The sequence below is a fragment of the Ferrimonas sediminicola genome (assembly GCF_005116715.1).
In the GTDB taxonomy this organism is placed as follows: Bacteria; Pseudomonadota; Gammaproteobacteria; order Enterobacterales; family Shewanellaceae; genus Ferrimonas; species Ferrimonas sediminicola.
The window spans coordinates 37,502-54,480 of record NZ_SWCI01000002.1 but is presented as its reverse complement, the minus strand read 5'-3'; the positions used below and the strand labels follow the sequence as shown (position 1 = coordinate 54,480).

Here is a 16,979-nt window from a genome sequence, read left to right as displayed (position 1 = left end):
ATATTAAAAACACTGATTTCAATAGGCATTCTGCATTTACTTACCCAGGAGTTCATTCTGGCGCCATCGGCCAGGTCACTTGATATTCTCGGCCGCTGCCCGCATAACCTAACTATGGGATGGAAAAGGAGGCCAGATGGATCCACGACTGCACTTGCGTTCCCGCCTGAGGAACGGCGCCCATACCCTGCTGCTGCTCGGCGCCATGGCGCTGCTGCTGATGCTCAGCGGTCACCTGCTGCTGGGCGAGGGCACCGAGTGGCTGGTGCTGTTTATGCTGATCATCGTCTCGGTGCTGCTGCCGACCCTTCCCACCCAGTGGCAACTGCGAATGATGCGGGTTGTCCCCATGACGGGCGCCCCAGGCCTGCAACAGGCGGTGGCGGAGTTGGCGCGCCGGGCCGAGCTCAAGGCCGCGCCCCGGCTCTACTGGTCACCGTCGCTGACCGCCAACGCCTTTGCCATGGGCAGCCAAAGTGACGGGGTGATCGTGGTGTCCGAAGGCCTGCTTCGTCGGCTCGGCGCCGCCGAGATCGCCGGGGTGCTGGCCCATGAGGTGGCGCACCTGGCCCACAGCGATGCGTTCCTGCTGAGGATGGCGGCGATGATCACCGGGCTGTGCCGGATGCTGGCCAGCCTGGCCTGGCTCGGCGCACTGCTGATGTTACCACTGATGCTGTTCGGCCTGGCCTCGGTCTCCATCACCGCCTTGCTGCTGCTGATGGTGACTCCTCACCTGTGTGCCCTGTTACAGCTGGCGCTGTCCAGGGTGAGGGAATTCGACGCGGACCGTCGGGCGGCCAGCCTGCTGGGCGCACCCGAACCCCTGGCCTCGGCGCTGCTCAACCTCTCCCGGGACCAGGTGCCTCTGTGGCGCGGGATGCTGATGCCTGCCGGACAGGGGGATCCCCTCGCCTGGCTGCGTTCGCACCCGTCCACCTCGGAGCGGGTGGAGCGGCTGATGGCACTCAAGGCTGCCCCCTCCCCGTTTCAAAACCCGGGCTACTGGTGATCAGCTGACCCCACGGCGTCCCAGCCGGTCGGCGGCCAGGATCGCCGCCAGCACCTTGTCCGGAGTCACTTGGAACGGCATGTTGTGGATGGTCTCCCCCACGGCGCAGGCTTGCTCCGCCACCCTCCTGAGCTTAGCCATGTCCAGCTCTCTGATCCCCAGCTGCCACAAGTGGACAGGCAGCCCCACCGCATTGCAGAAGCTGAGCACTTCGACGATCTCCTCCCGAGGGGCGTTCTCCAGCACCAGTTGCACCAGGGTACCGAACGCCACCTTCTCACCGTGGTAGAGGTGATGGCACTCCTCCAACAGGGTCAGGCCATTGTGGATGGCGTGGGCCGCCGCCAAGCCGCCGCTCTCAAAGCCCACTCCACTCAGATAGGTGTTGGCCTCGACGATGTTCTCCAACGCCGGGGTGGTCACCTTGGCTTCCGCCGCCGCCAGGGCCATGGGCCCCTGGCGGATGAGGGTCTGATAGCAGAGTTGGGCCAGGGCCAGGGCGGTGTTGGTGGGCACGCCTCCGGCCAGGTTCAGGGCCTGCCCCTGGGCGGCGGCGCGGGCCTCGAAATAGGTGGCCAGGGCATCGCCCATGCCCGCCACCAGCAGCCGGGTCGGCGCCCGGGAGATGATGTCGGTGTCCACCAGCACCACGTCGGGGTTTTTCGGCAACAGCAGATACTCGTCGAACACCCCTTTGTCGGTGTAGATCACCGACAGGGCGCTGCAGGGGGCGTCGCTGGAGGCGATGGTGGGTACCATCACCACCGGCAGGTGAGTAAAGTGGGCCACCGCCTTGGCGGTATCCAGCGCCTTGCCGCCACCGGCGCCGATGATGACCTCGCAGCCACTTTGTGCCACCCGCTGCTGCAACCGCTCAATCTCCCCCTTGCAGCACTCTCCACCGAACGGCTCAAACGCCACCTTAAGGGTGCGGTCGTCGAAGCTGGCCTGCACCGCCTCGCGGATCAGCCCCACCACCAACTCGTCCGCCACCACCAGGGCGCGTCCCCGGGCGTGGCTGGCGATGCGGCGGATGGCGCCGCTCCCCTGAACATACTTACCCGGCGACAGAATGATGTTCTCCATCTCGATCTCCCCAAAACTTCTTTGATGCGTAAGACATTTGTATTGTCGGGGGATCTTAACAACGGTCAAAGCCGCTGTTCGTGAGCCAGCTGCAGAATTATTTTTCGCCAGGGTGTCATCCCCAGCCGGCGCTGAAATAGAAAAGGCCACCCCAAGAGGTGGCCTCATCGGTTGCCATGACTCGAGGGGAACTACACCAGACCCATTACCGCACTCACCGCCGCCAGGGTATCGCGGCCGAACTGGTGGCTGCGCTGGGGCGACCAGCCATAGTCCTCGTCCGGGGCGAAGTCGTGGTCCTTGAAGGGCATCTCAACGGTGTAGGAGAGGCAGTCGAACTGCTCCGCCACCCAGTTGGAGGCCACGGTCAGGTTGGCTTCGCCGGGCTTGTCCTTGTCATAGCCGTACTCATCCTGGAACTCGGGGGTGATCGCCATCAGCGCCGACTTGAAGGCGTCTTCCAGGGCCTGGCGCTCCTCGCTGTAGGAGGGGGTACCCTCGCTGCCTGCGACGAAGTTGTAGGGGATCGCTTCGTCGCCGTGGATGTCCAGGAACAGGTCCACACCGGTCTGGAGCATCTTCTGCCGCACCAGGAACACCTCCGGGCTGCGCGCCATGGAGGGCTCGGCCCACTCGCGGTTGAGGTTGACGCCGATGGCGTTGGTGCGCAGGTGGCCATGGATGGCCCCGTCCGGGTTCATGTTGGGCACCACGTAGAACACGCTGTTGCCCAACAGGGTGCGACCGACGCTGTCTTCGTCATCCAGCAGCCGGGTGAGCAGGCCTTCGATAAACCACTCGGCCATGGTTTCGCCAGGATGCTGACGGCCGATGACCCAGACGATCTTCTTGCCGGGCTCCGGGGTGCCGATGGTCAGCAGGCTCATGTCGTTGCCGTCCAGGGTGTGACCCAGAGTCTCCAGGGTGCACTCGGGGTGCAACTGGGCGTGGTGGATCAGATCCTGGTGACGGCCATAGCTGTAGGGAGCGAAGTAGGCAAAGTAGATGGAGTTGTGCTCAGGGGTCACCTTGAAGGTCAGGGTGTCGCCGTCGAACTCGGCCGGGATGCGGAACCACTCCTCACGGTCGTAGGAGGCGGCCACCCGGTAGTTGTCCCACCCTTCCGGATAGGCGGACTTGGCCAGGTTCAGCAGCTTGATGCTGTGCTGCTCACCCACCAGGGATTCCAGGCGGAAATGGAACCACTGGTAGAACTCGGACTGGTTGTCGTTGGGGATGGTCAGCTGGATGTCGTCGATGGACTCCGCCTTGACCACGTTGATGGCGCCACTTTCAAAGTTGCTGAAGATCTTCATTAAACTGTCCCTGTGTGGGTCTTACTGGAATGTCGCAGAGACTAACACAGGATGTGGAGCACCAACAGCAAGACACCCGACCGCCAGGGACGACCGGGTGTCAATTCAATGGAACAGTGTGGCTTTTGGGCTACAGATAGTTACCCGACATCAGCGCCGCCAGCGCCACCTGCTCGGGAGTGGGTTTCACCTCCTCCTCCGGCAGCCCCTGGGCCGCGGCGGTGTCCGGGAACATCTTGTAGGTGGTGGACATCAGCAGCTCATACAGCTTGGGCGCCAGGATGTTGGCGGCGCGCATGGCACTGCCGATGGCGGTGTTCACCTCCACATGCTGCTCCAGGATCGCCTCCTCGATCATCGCCACCGCCTCATCGGGGCTCAGGGTGGGGGCGAACTTGTACATGGGCGAGGCCTCGATCATCGGTGTGCGCACCAACGGCATGTGCACACTGGTGAAGGCGACGTTGTGCTCCCGGTACTCGGCGCCGGCGGACTTGGACCAGGCGTCCAGCGCCGCCTTGGAGGCCACGTAGGCGGAGAAACGCGGGGCGCTGCCGCCGAGCACCGCGATGGTGGAGATGTTAATGACGTGGGCACCGCCCGCCTCCACCATCTTGGGCAGGGCGCGCATAGTCAGGCGCACCGGCGAGAAGTAGTTGAGCTGCATGGTGCGCTCGAAATCGTGGAAGCGATCATAGGTGAGCTTCAGCGAACGGCGGATGGAGCGGCCGGCGTTGTTCACCAGCAGATCGATGGCGCCATGGTCTTGATGGATGCGGTCGATCACCTGATCGCACAGCTCCAGATCATTGAGGTCGCAGTGGTAGCTGTAGGCTTCGCCCCCCTCCGCCAGGATCTCCTGCTCCACCGCCTTGAGCTCCTCCATGCCCCGGGCCACCAGCATCACCTTGGCCCCGGCGCTGGCCAGGCGAATGGCCAGGGCGCGGCCGATGCCGGAGCTGGCACCGGTGACCACCGCCACCTTGCCATCGATATGCTGCTCCAGGGTACGGCTGCCCATGCGGCTGGGATCCAGGTTGCGCTCCCAGTAGTCCCATACCACACCGGCGTAGTCACGCAATGGCGGCACGGCGATGTCGGTTCCGGCCAGGGCGCGGCGGGTGTTGGTGTCATCAAACTGGGTCTTCAGATCCAGTAATTTCAGCGCCTCTTTCGGCACCTTCAATCCCGCCAGGGTCTGATCTATCAGGTGACGCACCGTCGGCAGGCTCAGCAGGGCGCCGCGCATCGGCGCCGGAATGAAGTCCAACAGGCCGGGGCTGATGCCGGCGGAGAGGCGGGAACCGTGGGCCGCCTGGGAGAACACATCCAGCGCCTCGATCATCTTCACCCCGGGGGTGTCCACCAGGTGGAAGCACTGACCCTGGGTCTGCTCCTGACTGACGATGTGATCGATGGCATTGGCCACGTAGTCCACCGGCACCATGTTGAATTCGCCCCCCTTGATGCCGATGGCGGGGATCCAGCTGGGCAGGATGTTGCGCAGCTTCTGCAGAGTCTTGAACAGGTAGTAGGGGCCGTCGATCTTGTCGATCTCCCCGGTCTTGGAGTGACCGATCACCATGGCGGGGCGGAAGATGCGGTAGGCCATCTCCTCCTGCTCGCGAACCAGCGCCTCGGAGTCGTACTTGGTCTTGAGGTAGGGGTTCGCTTCCAGGCCGACGCCCTGTTCGAACATCTGCTCGTTGAACACCCCGGGATAGAAGCCGGCAACGGCGATGGAACTGAGGTGGTTGAAACACTTGGCGCCGGCAAACTTGGCCAGGGCCAGGGCTTCTCTAGTGCCGCCCACGTTAATGTCATGGTTTAACTGGGCCGATGCGGTAATGTCGTACATCGCCGCGCAGTGAATGAACTCGGTGACCTTACCGTGGATCTTCTCCTTGTCGACATCGCTGACTCCGAGCATCGGCTCGGCCAGTTCGCCCATGATGATCGTGAACCTGCTGGGGTCAAGATTCAACAGCTCGCAGTTCTCTTTAAACTTGTCCTCCGTGCCCTCCCGCACCAGGATGAAGATCTCACCCTCGCGCCTTGCCAGGTTGGCCAGAATGTATTTCCCGATAAAACCTGTACCGCCAGTAACAAAGTAACTCATAACCGCCCTTCTCCATCCGTAGACAATGACTTTCTTAATAATGGCGGTATGTTAGTAGTCTATCTATTACCTCCGAGGTAATATTGGCCCTAGTAAATGTGATGGTTTTTGCATCAATGAATAAAAGGGATTGATGATGCACGACGCGGGACTGACGATGCCCAAGGGCGCTTTTGGCAGACTGCTGAAATTTTGGCGAAAGACTCGTGGCCTGAGCCAGGAGGGACTGGCGCTCAAGGTGGGCTCTTCCCTGAGGCACATCAGCTTCCTGGAGACGGGCAAATCCCTGCCCGGCCAGGAGCTGGTGGAAAAGATCGCCGAGCTCCTCGAACTCAATGTCCGCGAAACCAACAACCTGCTCGCCTCCGCCGGTTACGCCCCCACCAGCTTCACCCTCAAACCCGACTCCCACGAACACCACTGGCTACACCAATCGCTGATCGCCACCCTGCGCGGTTTCGAGCCCTTTCCGGCGATGATCATTGACCAGTACGGCAGCGCGCGGATGATCAACCGGGGCATGCTGACCCTGGTCCGCCGATTCGCCCCGGTCACGGCAGCGAAGGAGAGCTTCAACATGGTGGATCTGATCTTCACCGAGCAGGGATTCAAGCCCTACCTCATCGGCTGGGAGGACACGGTCTGTGCCCTGCTGATGACCCTGCAGCAGGATGTACTGATGTACCAGGACCCCTGGGCCAGCCAGCTGCTGCAGAGAGTGCTGGAGGAGCGCTCGGTGCCCAGGGACTGGCGCCAGCGCGGCTCCAAGCAGATGAACGTTACCGGATTCGTCACCACCACAGATTTCCCCGGCCGCGGCGTGGAGCAGTGGATGCACGTGTTCCACACTGTCGGCGCCACCAGTTTTGTCTCCGAACCCAAGCTGATGATCCACGCCATCTTCCCCAAGGAGCACCACTGCGATCCCAAGTGGCAACAGCTGGTGGACAGGTGCGATTGCGACCATCCACTGCTGCCCTATTGACCAAATCCTCGCCTCAGGCGATCATTACCCCTTTGTCGCATTCGCGTATGGAGGGGGTTCAGGGTGACTCGCACCGCTTTATCACTGACCAGTGCCGGCCTGCTTGCACTGGGCCTGAGCGGCTGCCCCTCCGCACCGCCGGCGACCACCCAGGCCTGGGTTATGCCCGCCGCGACTGCGGCAACGGACGATCCGGCTCCGCTGCCCCAGCGCTTCTCGCTGATCTCCTGGAATGTCCACAAGCAGCTGGGCGAGCCCGGCTGGCAGCGGGAGTTTGCCGAGATGCAGCAGGCCTACACCCCGGATCTGCTGACCCTGCAGGAGGCCAATGTCCACCCGGAGGACGCCCCGGAGATGGCGCCCTACCACTACGCTTTCGGTGCCAACCTGCAACAGTCCGGTGGCGGCCAGTCCGGCGTGATGAGCCTCACCTCCACGCCGATCCTCAGTGCCCGGCTGAAACTGACCACCCCGGCGGAGCCCATCACCCACACTCCCAAGGCCACCCTGCTGACCCAGGTGGCCCTGGGCGATAAGCAGAGCCTGATGCTGGTGAACATCCACGGCATCAACTTCGTCACCAACAGCGATTACCGTCAGCAGTTGGACCGGCTGGAGGCGCAGATCGCCAACCACCAGGGGCCGGTGATCTTTGCCGGCGACTTCAACACCTGGTCCTCTCAGCGGCAGACTCTGCTGTCCGCCCTGGCCAGGCGCCAGGGCCTGTCCAAAGTGGCGTTCAGTGACCAGGACCGGGAAGAGATCAAGCAGTTCCTCGGCCAGCCCCTGGACCACATCCTCTACAGCTGCCAGCTGACGCCGGTGCCGGGCAGCAGCCAGGTACTGAGTGAATTCACCAGTTCGGATCACACTCCGCTGATGGTGGAGTTCGAGTACAGCCCAAGTTGCGGTTGACCTTGCAATAAAACTGGCACAAAGCTCTGGCAACCAAGGCGATTCGGTGTATATTTGCTTCACATAACCGCCACTTAACCAACGATGTGAGCCAGTTTTACCAGTTTGCCACCCTCGCCCTTCTCGCCGGATACTGGATCGTGGTCGCCGGTGTGTCGCTGCGCATTGTGCTCAAGCGGCGCCCCTTCGGCGTTTCCCTGGCGTGGCTGCTGCTGATCTTCATCATTCCCCTGTTCGGGGTGATCGTCTACCTGCTGTTTGGTGAGTTGAACATCGGCCGTGAGCGCAAGCGCCGGATCGGTGCCATGACCATCCCCTTCGAGCAATGGTACCGCAGCCTGCTTCACGCCGCTGAGATGGGCAAGACCATGGGACAGCATGCTCGCCCCTTGCACGAATTGAGCCTGCGGCGCCTGGGGATCCCGGCCCTGATGGGCAACGATCTGGAACTGATCGAGAACTGCCAGGAGATCCTGCGCCGCATCACCCAGGATATCCGTGACGCCAGGGAGTCGGTGCAGATGGAGTTCTACATCTGGCACCCGGGCGGTCTCGCCAACGAAGTGGCCAACGCCCTGATCGAGGCCCGCCAACGGGGCGTTCAGGTGCGGGTGCTGCTCGACGGGGCCGGCAGCCGCGACTTCTTCAACAGCCTGTGGGCCTACAAGATGGAGTCCGCCGGCATCGAGATCGTCAAGGCGCTCGGTGTGAACCCTCTGAGGATGTTCCTGAGACGGATGGATCTGCGCCAGCACCGCAAGATTGTGGTGATCGACCAGCAGATCGCCTACACCGGTTCGATGAACCTGGTGGACAGCCGCTACTTCAAGCAATCCGCCGGCATCGGCCAATGGGTCGACATCATGATCCGGATTACCGGCCCTTCGGTGCTCTCCCTGCAAGCGCTGCAGGCCTGGGACTGGGAGTATGAAACCGGCAGCCGCATCCTACTGGAGATCGATCCCCACCGACTGCAGGCGCGTCCGAACCATGAGCACGCCGGTCACTCGGTACAGGTGATTCCGTCGGGACAAGGGCTGCCAGAAAACCTGATCCAGCAGGTGCTGCTGCTCTCCATCTACCACGCCAGGAAGAGCATCATACTCACCTCCCCCTACTTCGTACCCAGCGAACAGCTGCTGGATGCCCTGCGCACCGCCGCACAGAGTGGCGTAGAGGTGAAGCTTATCATCCCCGACAAGAATGACTCCTTCATGGTGGAGTGGGCCAGCCGCGCCTTCTTCTCGGAGCTGCTGCGGGCGGGCGTTGGCATCTACCGCTTCAATGGCGGCCTGCTGCACACCAAGTCGATGCTTATCGACGGAGATCACTGCATTATCGGCACGGTTAACCTGGATATTCGCAGTCTGCTGCTCAACTCGGAGGTATCCCTGGCGGTGGATGACCCCGAGCTTTGCCACAAGCTGGAGCAACTGCTGCAGCGATACCTGGCTCAGAGCCATCGGCTCGATGACGTGCACTGGGCCAACCGGCCACTGTGGAAGAAACTGGTGGAACAGTTTTTCTATACCTTTGCCCCGCTGCTGTAACGAGCGCCGACCGGGTGCCAGCCGCACGCCCCCTCCCAAACGACACAGGGCCCCTTGGGGCCCTTCTGTCTGATGCTTTCTCGCCTGAGCGATCTGGAGAACTCAGGCGGCGTCAGTAGGCGCCGGAGGAGTAGGTCAGCTCGTAGCTGTGGCTGTAGATCTCCAGGATATTGCCGAAAGGATCCTCCATGTACACCATGCGGTAGGGCTTCTCACCTGGGTAGTAGTAGCGCACCGGCATCCGCTGCTTGCCGCCCGCAGCCAGGATCTTCTCCACCAGTCCCTCCAGATCCGGGTCCTGCACCGAAAAGTGGAAGACGCCGGTTTTCCAGTACTCGAAATTGTTCTCCGGATCGGTGGCATTGGGGAACTCAAACAGCTCAATGCCAATCTTGTCGCCGGTGGCCAGGTGGGCAATTTTGAAGCTGCCCCACCCCGGTCCGAAGACATCGTTGCACATGATGCCGATGGCACTGTCGTCTTCGCTGACCTCGGCTGGCGCCATGATGAGGTACCAGCCCATCACCTCGGTGTAGAACTTGACCGCCGCCTCCAGATCCGGGACTGAAATACCGATGTGGGAGAAGGTGCGGGGAAATTGCTGAGTCATGATGGCTCTCCTGTTCAGTGACTGTGCGGAACAGGATAGGCAAACCGGTCCTGCGATTGAAATTATGGTTTATGATTCTTATGATAACACTAGATAATGATTGAGGCGCCCTGCATGCTCAACCTGATCTGGTTGCAGACCTACGTCACCCTGGTCGAGACCGGCCACTTTACCCGTACCGCCGACAAACTGGCGATGACCCAGCCCGGCGTCAGCCAGCATGTGCGCAAGCTGGAGGACCACTTTGGCCAGCCGCTGCTGCAACGGGAGGGCAAGCGCTTTCAGCTGACCCAGGCCGGCCGCGAGGTCTATCGGCAAGCCCAGCGTACCCTGGCGGATCTGTCCCTGCTGGAGCAGCAGCTGGCCACGGACAACCCCTTTGCCGGGGCCATCCGTTTTGCCTCCCCGGGCAGCCTGGGACTGAAGCTCTACCCGGAGCTTCTGGCGCTGCAGCAGGCGCACCCCGAGCTCACCCTCGACTACACCTTCGCCCCCAACGAAGGGGTGGAGCGGGAGCTGCTCAGCCGCAACCTGGATCTGGGGCTGATAACCCGGATGGGCAATGAACCGGAGCTGGCCTACCGGCCCTTCGGTGAGGAGCCGCTCTACCTGGTGACCCCGGGGTCGGTGCAGACGCCCTGCTGGGACAGCCTGATGAGGTTGGGCTACCAGGCTCATCCGGACGGCGAGCACCACATCAGCCTGCTGCTGGGAGCCAACTTTAGTGAGTTTCAGCAGTTGACTCAGCTCCCCAGGCGCGGGTTCTGCAACCACATTGGCATGTTGCTGGTCCCGGTGGCCAGGGGGCTGTGCTTCACCGTGCTGCCGAAATACGCCGTGGAGGCGTTCGGCGAACCGGACAGGGTAGCGGTGCACTCACTGGCCAACCCCGTGTCTGAGCCCATCTACCTGGTCTACCGGCGTCACCAGCCGCACCCCACCCGGGTGCGCCATGTCATCGACACCATCAAACCTCTGCTGAATCCTCAGCTTGTCTGATTGATGGTACGACGCAAGCATTTCCAGTGGTGACGCACCAGGTCTTCAAAGCGCACCGGCGTCACCGGTGCGCTGATCAGGAACCCCTGGCCACACTCACAACGGTGGCTGAGCAGGAACTGGTACTGATAGTCGGTCTCGATCCCCTCGGCGGTGACCACCATCTCCAGGTTGTGGGCCAGGGCGATGATCGCCTGAATGATGGAGGCGTTTCGCTCGTCGTTCTCCAGTTCACGGACGAAGCTGCGGTCTATCTTCACCCTGTCCACCGGCAGGGACTTGAGACGACCAAAGGAGGAGTAGCCGGTGCCGAAATCATCGATGGCGACGGCCACGCCGGCCTGACGCAGTTTCCAGAGTTGCGCCGCCATCGGCTCACCCTGGTGAGCCAGCATCGACTCGGTCACCTCGATCTCGAGCATCTCGGGCGGAACCTGATGCCGCTTCAAAGTCGCCAGCAGGTGCTCCACCAGATCGCCGCTCTCTATCTGGCTGACTGAGATGTTAACGCTCATCTGGCTGACCGGTAATCCCCTGTCCAGCCACAACTTCATCTGGCGACAGGCCATCTCCAGCACCTGACGGCCAATCTCCACAATCTGGCCGTTGCGCTCCGCCTGATCGACAAAGTCATCCGGTGACAGTATGCCGCGCATCGGGTGGCGCCAGCGCAGCAGGGCTTCGGCTCCGGTGATCACCCCGGAGTCCAGGTGAAACACCGGCTGGTACATCAGAAAGAACTCCTGTCGCTCCAGCGCCTCGCGGATCTCATTCACCAGGTTACGCTCCATCGCCTGCTGTTCAGCCAACCGGGTGCTGTAACAGCAGAGTCGGTTGCCGCCGCTGCGCTTGGCCTGAAACATGGCGGCTTCGGCATGCTGCAACAGGGTTTTGCTGTCCTTGGCCTCACACAGCAGCGACAGGCCCAGGCTGCACTGCAGCCCCAGGCTCACCCCGCCCAGGGAGAAGGGGCGGCGCAGTTGCTCAAGCAGCCCCCCGGCCCGGTCGACCGCTTCGCTGACCGTGCAGTGGGTCAACAGCACCATAAAGGTATCCCCGTGGAAGCGGGCCAGCATCCCCCGCTTATCCAGGCATTTGGCCAGTCGCTGCGACACCAGGTTGAGCACCTTGTCGCCGCTGCGAAAGCCAAACTCCTCGTTGACCCGGTTAAACTGATCCAGGCCGATGCACACCAGGCTGATCTCACCACTGTCGGCCACTTGGGCCTCTATCTCGTCCATCAGGGCTCGGCGGTTGGGCAGGCCGGTCAGGGGGTCAAGCCGCTGGGAGAGTTCGAGGCGGCGCTCCACCTCCTTCACCATCCTCAGGTTGCGGCCGACGGCCAGCATAACCACGTCATTCACCACGGGGATGGCGGTGATGATGATCTCGCAGGGAATGATCCCACCGCGCCGATCGCTGTGGCACCACTCAAACCTGTTTTGGCCGTGAGTGTGGGCGCAGTTGATCTCCTTCAGGGCACGAACCGACGAGAGGGCCCCGTCGGGCTGGCGTTCCGGTGAGATGTCGGCGGGGGTCAGGCCGACCAGTTGCTGCGGCGAATCAAACCCAAGCTGCCTGGCCGCCTCGGCATTGCTCCAGATGAAGCGGTCGCCATGGGTCACCCAGATCATGTCGGTGGAGTTGGCAAACAGATCCTGGATCACCCCCAGGTACCGCTGCAACCTATCGCTGCTGCGCCCACTCCCCCGCACGCGCTCAATTAGAGTCTGCTGTTCAGTCATGCTCATGCCACCCTCATCCCTGCTGGTGCTCACTCCCTGCCCCCACTATGGCCAATTATTGCCCATTTTTCATGTATTAGAGTAAATTTCCCACCTCCGTGTTCAATTCCGGTGTCCCCGGAACACGGTTAAAGCGTTGCACAGGCTTCCCTGGGGCTGATAGGGTGTCCCTCAGCTAAAAAACAAGATAACGCCATAAGTTAAAAAGGATTTCCCATGCGTGCCCTGTTCCTCTCCCTCAGCCTGGCCTTCGCCTGCACCTCGGCCGCCGATACCCTGGTGGTGGATAATGTCAACGGATACACCCTGACCGATGGGGGGATACACAAGTTCGGCGCACTGCAGGTAAAAGATGGGCGGGTGGTCGCCACCGGCGCGGCCGGGGCGTTCTCCGGCATCGATGCCGACCGCCGGGTCGATGGCCGGGGGCGAACCCTGCTGCCGGGGTTGACCGATGCGCACGGCCACGTCATGGGCCAGGGCTATCTGCAAGCGGATCTCAATCTCAGCGGCATCACCAGCAAGGCGCAGGCCCTGGCAAGGATCAAGGCCTACGCCGAGGCCACCCCCCAGGCTAAATGGATACGGGGTCGCGGCTGGAACCAGGAGCTGTGGCCGGATCGGGCCTTTCCCAGCGCCTCGGACCTGGACACGGTGGTGGCCGATCGTCCGGTGTGGCTGCGACGGGTGGACGGCCACGCCGGCTGGGCCAACAGCCTGGCCCTGGAACTGGCGGGCATCGACGCGGACACCGACGCCCCGGAGGGGGGGCAGATAGGCCGCACCGCCGCGGGGGAGGCCGACGGCATCTTGGTGGACAATGCCATGTCACTGGTTGAGGCAAAGATCCCCGGACGAAGCCGAGAGGAACAACGGGTGGCACTGGATCGCGCCCTGGCGCAACTTGCCAGCCTGGGGCTCACCGGGGTCCACGATGCCGGCGTCGACTTCGACACCCTGGCCCTGTATCAGCAACGGGATGGCCAGGACGCCCTGCCCCTGCGCATCTACGCCATGCTCTCTGACGTGGAGACCCTCAACCGGGTCGCAGCCCCCTACATGGGAGACCACCTGGTGGCCCGTTCGGTCAAGCTCTATGCCGACGGCGCCCTCGGCAGCCGGGGCGCGGCCCTGCTGGATGACTACAGTGACAGGAAGGGCCATCGCGGCCTGCTGATCCACCCGGTGGCCGAACTGAAGCAGCGGATCAAAACGGTCATCGACCGCGGTTTTCAGGTCAACGTTCACGCCATTGGCGACCGGGGCAATCGGGAGGTGCTCAAGGCGATCGCCCAGTACGGTAAACCGCAGCAACGCAACCGCATCGAGCATCTGCAGGTGGTGGCCGCCGAGGATTTCAGCGCCATTCGCTCTGCGGGGATCATCGCGTCCATGCAGCCCACCCACGCCACCTCGGACATGAATATGGCGGAGGATCGCCTGGGGCCGGAGCGGATCCACGGCGCTTACGCCTGGCGCACCGTCCTCGACGCCGGCATCCCCCTGGCCGGCGGTTCCGATTTCCCCATCGAATCCGCCAACCCCTTCTGGGGGCTGTACGCCGCCATCGCCCGCCAGGACCACCAGGGCCAGCCCGCCAAGGGGTGGTACCCGGCCCAGGCGCTGAGCCGAGAGGAGGCGCTGCACGCCTTCACCCTGGGCGCCGCCTACGCCGCCTTCCAGGAGGAGAAGCTGGGCTCTCTGGAGCCTGGCAAGGCCGCCGACTTCGTCCTAGTGGACAGAGACTACTTCAGGGTGCCGGTGCACGAGATCTGGCAAACCCGGGTGCTGGCCACCTACCTGGAGGGCGAGCCAGTCTTCATTGCCGAGGAGTTTGCCCGCTGACGGTTCACGGCTAAGCTGTCCCGATGGACACGCCGCTCCCTGCTGCGGGTGCCGACTTGGCGCCCGACTACTACCTGAGCAACTTCAACCTCCTGGTCCGCCACGTTGTGGACCGGTGCCGGCACCTGCTGAGCGCCGACGAGCTCGCCTGGCTGATCCGATTCAATGCCCTGGGCCCGGCTCCGCAACGCCTGCTGGTGAGACTGCTCTCCCGCAAAGGCCCTCTGTTCAGGCTGGACAAGCTCAGGTACGACGAGATCCCCGACCTTCACCACTGCGCCAAGGCCCTGGTCGACGCGCGTCTGGCACGGTGGCACCCCGCCCCCGGCTGGCAGGAGTTGGCCAGCCTGTGCACCAAGAGGGAACTGCTGGCCTTAGTGCCGGAGGCCGACGCCCGATTGAGTAAAACCGAACTGCTGGCGAGCCTGGCGCCACTGCCGTTGCCCGAGCACCGGCTGTCGGTGCTGGCCCTGGAACAACGGGCCATACTCGACACCCTGAGGCTGCTCTACTTCGGCAACCTTCACCAGGACCTGGCCCAGTTTGTGGTCAGCGATCTCGGCATCCAGCGATTCGAAAGCTACCCGCTGACGGCGGACGGGCTGGAGATAGACTCCCGGGAAACCCTGGAGGCCTGGCTGAGCCAGGAGGTGCTGAGCCGGGAGTGCCAGCGCTGCCTTGAGCAACGCGATGGTGACGCCCTGCTGCAACTGGCCCCCGGGCTGCCCGGCCCCCTGCCCTGGCCGGAGCTGGAGCGAAAGCGCCAGAAAACGGCGCTGCTGGTTGCCCGCGAATGGGAACGCCGGGAGGCGTTTGACCAGGCTTTGGTCCTATACCGCCAAAGCACCTTGCCCCCATCCCGGGAGCGCCAGGCGCGGATCGCCCTGAAACGCCAACGGTCGCTGCGGGCCGTGACCCTGGTCACCCGGATGCTGGTCTCTCCCCTGGATGAGCAGGAAGCCACGGTGGCGGCACGCCTGGGCAAGCAGTTGGCACGTCAGGGGCATTGGCACTGGTCCCCCCTGACCACCCACGCCCCCAAACAGGAGAGGCTGGTCCTGGCCAACAGCGGCGAGCGGGTGGAGCTGCAGGTGGCGGCCCACTACGCAGCGGCGGGTTGGCGGGTCTTTTACTGTGAAAACGCCCTGCTCAATGGCCTACTGGGGTTGGTGATCTGGCCATCGATGTTCGCGCCGGTGGCCGGCGCGTTCGTCAACCCCTACCAGCAGGGACCGAGGGATCTCTATCGCCCGGAGTTTGTCCCTCGACGCCAGGCCAGCCTCCGGGCCGAGCTGGCGAACTGGACGCCTGAGCGGCTGCTGGAGCGCTACCGCCTCAAGCAGGGAATCGCCAACCCGCTGGTGCAGTGGGACAGGTTCCCGGCAGATCTGGCCGAACAGGCCCTGCACAGCCTGCCCAGGGCGCTGCTCAGCGCCTGCTTTGAGCGGCTGCTGTTCGATCTGAGGGGCAATCGCAGCGGCCATCCGGACCTGTTTCTGGTCCAGGGACGCCAGGCCCGATGGCTGGAGGTGAAGGGACCGGGGGACAGGCTGCAAGACAATCAGTCCCGTTGGCTCAATTTCCTCGAAGGTCAGGGGGCCAGGGTATCGGTTTGTCAGGTAAGTTTTGAGTAACTTTGCCGAGGCTACCCCTTGCTTGCCGGAACGATGAGGACTACTCTTTCCGCCTCGACAGATTTGATTTTTTATAACAGGAAAACAACAACATGGCAGGTGCCAGTCTTCTCACCCTACTGGATGATATCGCCTCAATTCTGGACGACGTGGCCGTCATGAGCAAGGTCGCCGCCAAGAAGACCGCCGGCGTGCTCGGCGATGATTTGGCGGTCAACGCAGAGCAGGTCTCCGGCGTCAAGGCAGACCGGGAGCTGCCGGTGATCTGGGCCGTAGCCAAAGGCTCACTGCTGAACAAGGCGATCTTGGTGCCGCTGGCTCTGGCCATCAGCGCCTTTATCCCCTGGCTGATCACCCCGCTGTTGATGCTCGGCGGACTCTTCCTCTGTTTCGAAGGGGCGGAAAAGGTGCTGGAGATGCTGTCAAAGGAGGGACACCAACTGCCCCGGGACCTCAGTGGCAGCGATCAGCACCAGTACGAGCAGACCAAGATCAAGGGGGCGATCCGCACCGACTTCATCCTGTCGGCCGAGATCATCGTCCTGACCCTGGGGGTGGTGGCCGCCAGCCCCTTTATCACCCAGCTCTCCACCCTGGCGACCATCGCCCTGGTGATGACCATCGGAGTCTATGGCCTGGTGGCGGTCATCGTCAAAATCGACGATGCCGGCCTCTACCTGAGTCAACGTCCCTCCGATGTCAGCCAGTCACTGGGCAGGCTGCTGCTGGCAGCCGCCCCCAGGCTGATGAAATCACTCTCCCTGGTGGGTACCATCGCCATGTTCCTGGTGGGCGGCGGCATCCTGACCCACGGGGTTCACCTTATCGGCGAGTGGATCTCCGAAGCGGCGGCGGAAACTGCGCTGGTCCCGGCCATCGGCCAGGTGGTGTCGGCGCTGGTGCCCACCCTGCTCAACGGCCTGACCGGGCTGCTGGCCGGCTTTGGGCTGGTGGGACTGATCCACCTGGGACAAAAGGTTCGAGGCTGATCCGACAGGGACGACGGCACGCCGTTGTCCTTCCTCGCCAGGTGTCGCCAGCGGCCGTCTGAGGCGCTGGATCCTGTGAGGAAAGTGACGCCGGCCGGGCCCGTTTCTGTACCCCTCCTGTACCAGCTCAGCGGTTGTCAGTCTCTCGGCCAACTCCGTTTAAATTCTATTCAG

General features: G+C 62.9%; 13 protein-coding genes. 8 read left to right on the top strand and 5 right to left on the bottom strand.

What is annotated here, in order from left to right; genetic code table 11:
• Positions 1-136: 136 nt before the first annotated feature.
• Complete coding sequence (locus tag FCL40_RS03615; RefSeq protein ID WP_136851478.1) at positions 137-1,012, top strand: zinc metalloprotease HtpX; 876 nt, start codon at positions 137-139, stop codon at positions 1,010-1,012.
• Here FCL40_RS03615 and FCL40_RS03610 read toward each other — a convergent pair whose 3' ends face one another.
• The 3 genes from FCL40_RS03610 to FCL40_RS03600 all read right to left on the bottom strand — a co-directional run bounded on the left by FCL40_RS03610 (position 1,013) and on the right by FCL40_RS03600 (position 5,533).
• Entirely contained in the window at positions 1,013-2,098 is a 1,086-nt protein-coding gene (locus FCL40_RS03610; RefSeq protein WP_136851476.1) for a glycerol dehydrogenase, read from the bottom strand.
• Positions 2,099-2,289: 191 nt separating this feature from the next.
• Complete coding sequence (locus FCL40_RS03605) at positions 2,290-3,414, bottom strand: M14 family metallopeptidase (RefSeq protein WP_136851474.1); 1,125 nt, start codon at positions 3,412-3,414, stop codon at positions 2,290-2,292.
• Between the two features lie 130 nt (positions 3,415-3,544).
• Positions 3,545-5,533 (bottom strand): SDR family oxidoreductase, encoded by a 1,989-nt coding sequence (locus FCL40_RS03600; protein WP_136851472.1) that lies wholly within the window; start codon positions 5,531-5,533, stop codon positions 3,545-3,547.
• A gap of 136 nt (positions 5,534-5,669) precedes the next feature.
• Here FCL40_RS03600 and FCL40_RS03595 point away from each other — a divergent pair, with 136 nt between their 5' ends.
• The 3 genes from FCL40_RS03595 to cls all read left to right on the top strand — a co-directional run bounded on the left by FCL40_RS03595 (position 5,670) and on the right by cls (position 8,983).
• Positions 5,670-6,518 (top strand): helix-turn-helix domain-containing protein, encoded by an 849-nt coding sequence (locus FCL40_RS03595; protein ID WP_169306991.1) that lies wholly within the window; start codon positions 5,670-5,672, stop codon positions 6,516-6,518.
• Between the two features lie 63 nt (positions 6,519-6,581).
• Positions 6,582-7,433, top strand: coding sequence for an endonuclease/exonuclease/phosphatase family protein (locus FCL40_RS03590; protein ID WP_136851468.1), 852 nt, complete (start codon positions 6,582-6,584; stop codon positions 7,431-7,433).
• A gap of 86 nt (positions 7,434-7,519) precedes the next feature.
• A complete protein-coding gene (cls, locus tag FCL40_RS03585; RefSeq protein ID WP_136851466.1) occupies positions 7,520-8,983 on the top strand; it encodes a cardiolipin synthase in 1,464 nt (487 codons plus the stop codon).
• Positions 8,984-9,095: 112 nt separating this feature from the next.
• Here cls and FCL40_RS03580 read toward each other — a convergent pair whose 3' ends face one another.
• Positions 9,096-9,593 carry a lactoylglutathione lyase family protein gene (locus tag FCL40_RS03580; RefSeq protein ID WP_136851464.1) on the bottom strand — a complete coding sequence of 166 codons (498 nt, stop codon included), beginning with the start codon at positions 9,591-9,593 and terminating at the stop codon, positions 9,096-9,098.
• A 114-nt stretch (positions 9,594-9,707) separates the two neighbouring features.
• Here FCL40_RS03580 and FCL40_RS03575 point away from each other — a divergent pair, with 114 nt between their 5' ends.
• Positions 9,708-10,592 carry a LysR family transcriptional regulator gene (locus FCL40_RS03575; RefSeq protein WP_136851462.1) on the top strand — a complete coding sequence of 295 codons (885 nt, stop codon included), beginning with the start codon at positions 9,708-9,710 and terminating at the stop codon, positions 10,590-10,592.
• On the opposite strand, the gene FCL40_RS03570 is transcribed toward FCL40_RS03575, so the two are convergent.
• A complete protein-coding gene (locus tag FCL40_RS03570; RefSeq protein ID WP_136851460.1) occupies positions 10,580-12,343 on the bottom strand; it encodes a putative bifunctional diguanylate cyclase/phosphodiesterase in 1,764 nt (587 codons plus the stop codon). The two genes, FCL40_RS03575 and FCL40_RS03570, sit on opposite strands and share 13 nt — an antisense overlap.
• 210 nt (positions 12,344-12,553) lie before the next feature.
• On the opposite strand from FCL40_RS03570, the gene FCL40_RS03565 reads away from it, so the two are divergent.
• From FCL40_RS03565 to FCL40_RS03555, 3 genes are all read left to right on the top strand, one after another.
• Entirely contained in the window at positions 12,554-14,182 is a 1,629-nt protein-coding gene (locus FCL40_RS03565) for an amidohydrolase (RefSeq protein ID WP_136851458.1), read from the top strand.
• A 23-nt stretch (positions 14,183-14,205) separates the two neighbouring features.
• Entirely contained in the window at positions 14,206-15,816 is a 1,611-nt protein-coding gene (locus FCL40_RS03560; RefSeq protein WP_136851456.1) for a VRR-NUC domain-containing protein, read from the top strand.
• A gap of 92 nt (positions 15,817-15,908) precedes the next feature.
• Positions 15,909-16,805: a DUF808 domain-containing protein gene (locus tag FCL40_RS03555; RefSeq protein WP_136851454.1), complete on the top strand. Its 897-nt coding sequence runs from the start codon at positions 15,909-15,911 to the stop codon at positions 16,803-16,805.
• Positions 16,806-16,979 lie beyond the last annotated feature (174 nt).

Coding starts and splice junctions, on each gene's coding strand:
- FCL40_RS03615 (WP_136851478.1), top strand. CDS start 137: ATGGATCCACGACTGCACTTGCGTTCCCGCCTGAGGAACGGCGCCCAT.
- FCL40_RS03610 (WP_136851476.1), bottom strand. CDS start 2,098: ATGGAGAACATCATTCTGTCGCCGGGTAAGTATGTTCAGGGGAGCGGC.
- FCL40_RS03605 (WP_136851474.1), bottom strand. CDS start 3,414: ATGAAGATCTTCAGCAACTTTGAAAGTGGCGCCATCAACGTGGTCAAG.
- FCL40_RS03600 (WP_136851472.1), bottom strand. CDS start 5,533: ATGAGTTACTTTGTTACTGGCGGTACAGGTTTTATCGGGAAATACATT.
- FCL40_RS03595 (WP_169306991.1), top strand. CDS start 5,670: ATGCACGACGCGGGACTGACGATGCCCAAGGGCGCTTTTGGCAGACTG.
- FCL40_RS03580 (WP_136851464.1), bottom strand. CDS start 9,593: ATGACTCAGCAATTTCCCCGCACCTTCTCCCACATCGGTATTTCAGTC.
- FCL40_RS03575 (WP_136851462.1), top strand. CDS start 9,708: ATGCTCAACCTGATCTGGTTGCAGACCTACGTCACCCTGGTCGAGACC.
- FCL40_RS03570 (WP_136851460.1), bottom strand. CDS start 12,343: ATGAGCATGACTGAACAGCAGACTCTAATTGAGCGCGTGCGGGGGAGT.
- FCL40_RS03565 (WP_136851458.1), top strand. CDS start 12,554: ATGCGTGCCCTGTTCCTCTCCCTCAGCCTGGCCTTCGCCTGCACCTCG.
- FCL40_RS03560 (WP_136851456.1), top strand. CDS start 14,206: ATGGACACGCCGCTCCCTGCTGCGGGTGCCGACTTGGCGCCCGACTAC.
- FCL40_RS03555 (WP_136851454.1), top strand. CDS start 15,909: ATGGCAGGTGCCAGTCTTCTCACCCTACTGGATGATATCGCCTCAATT.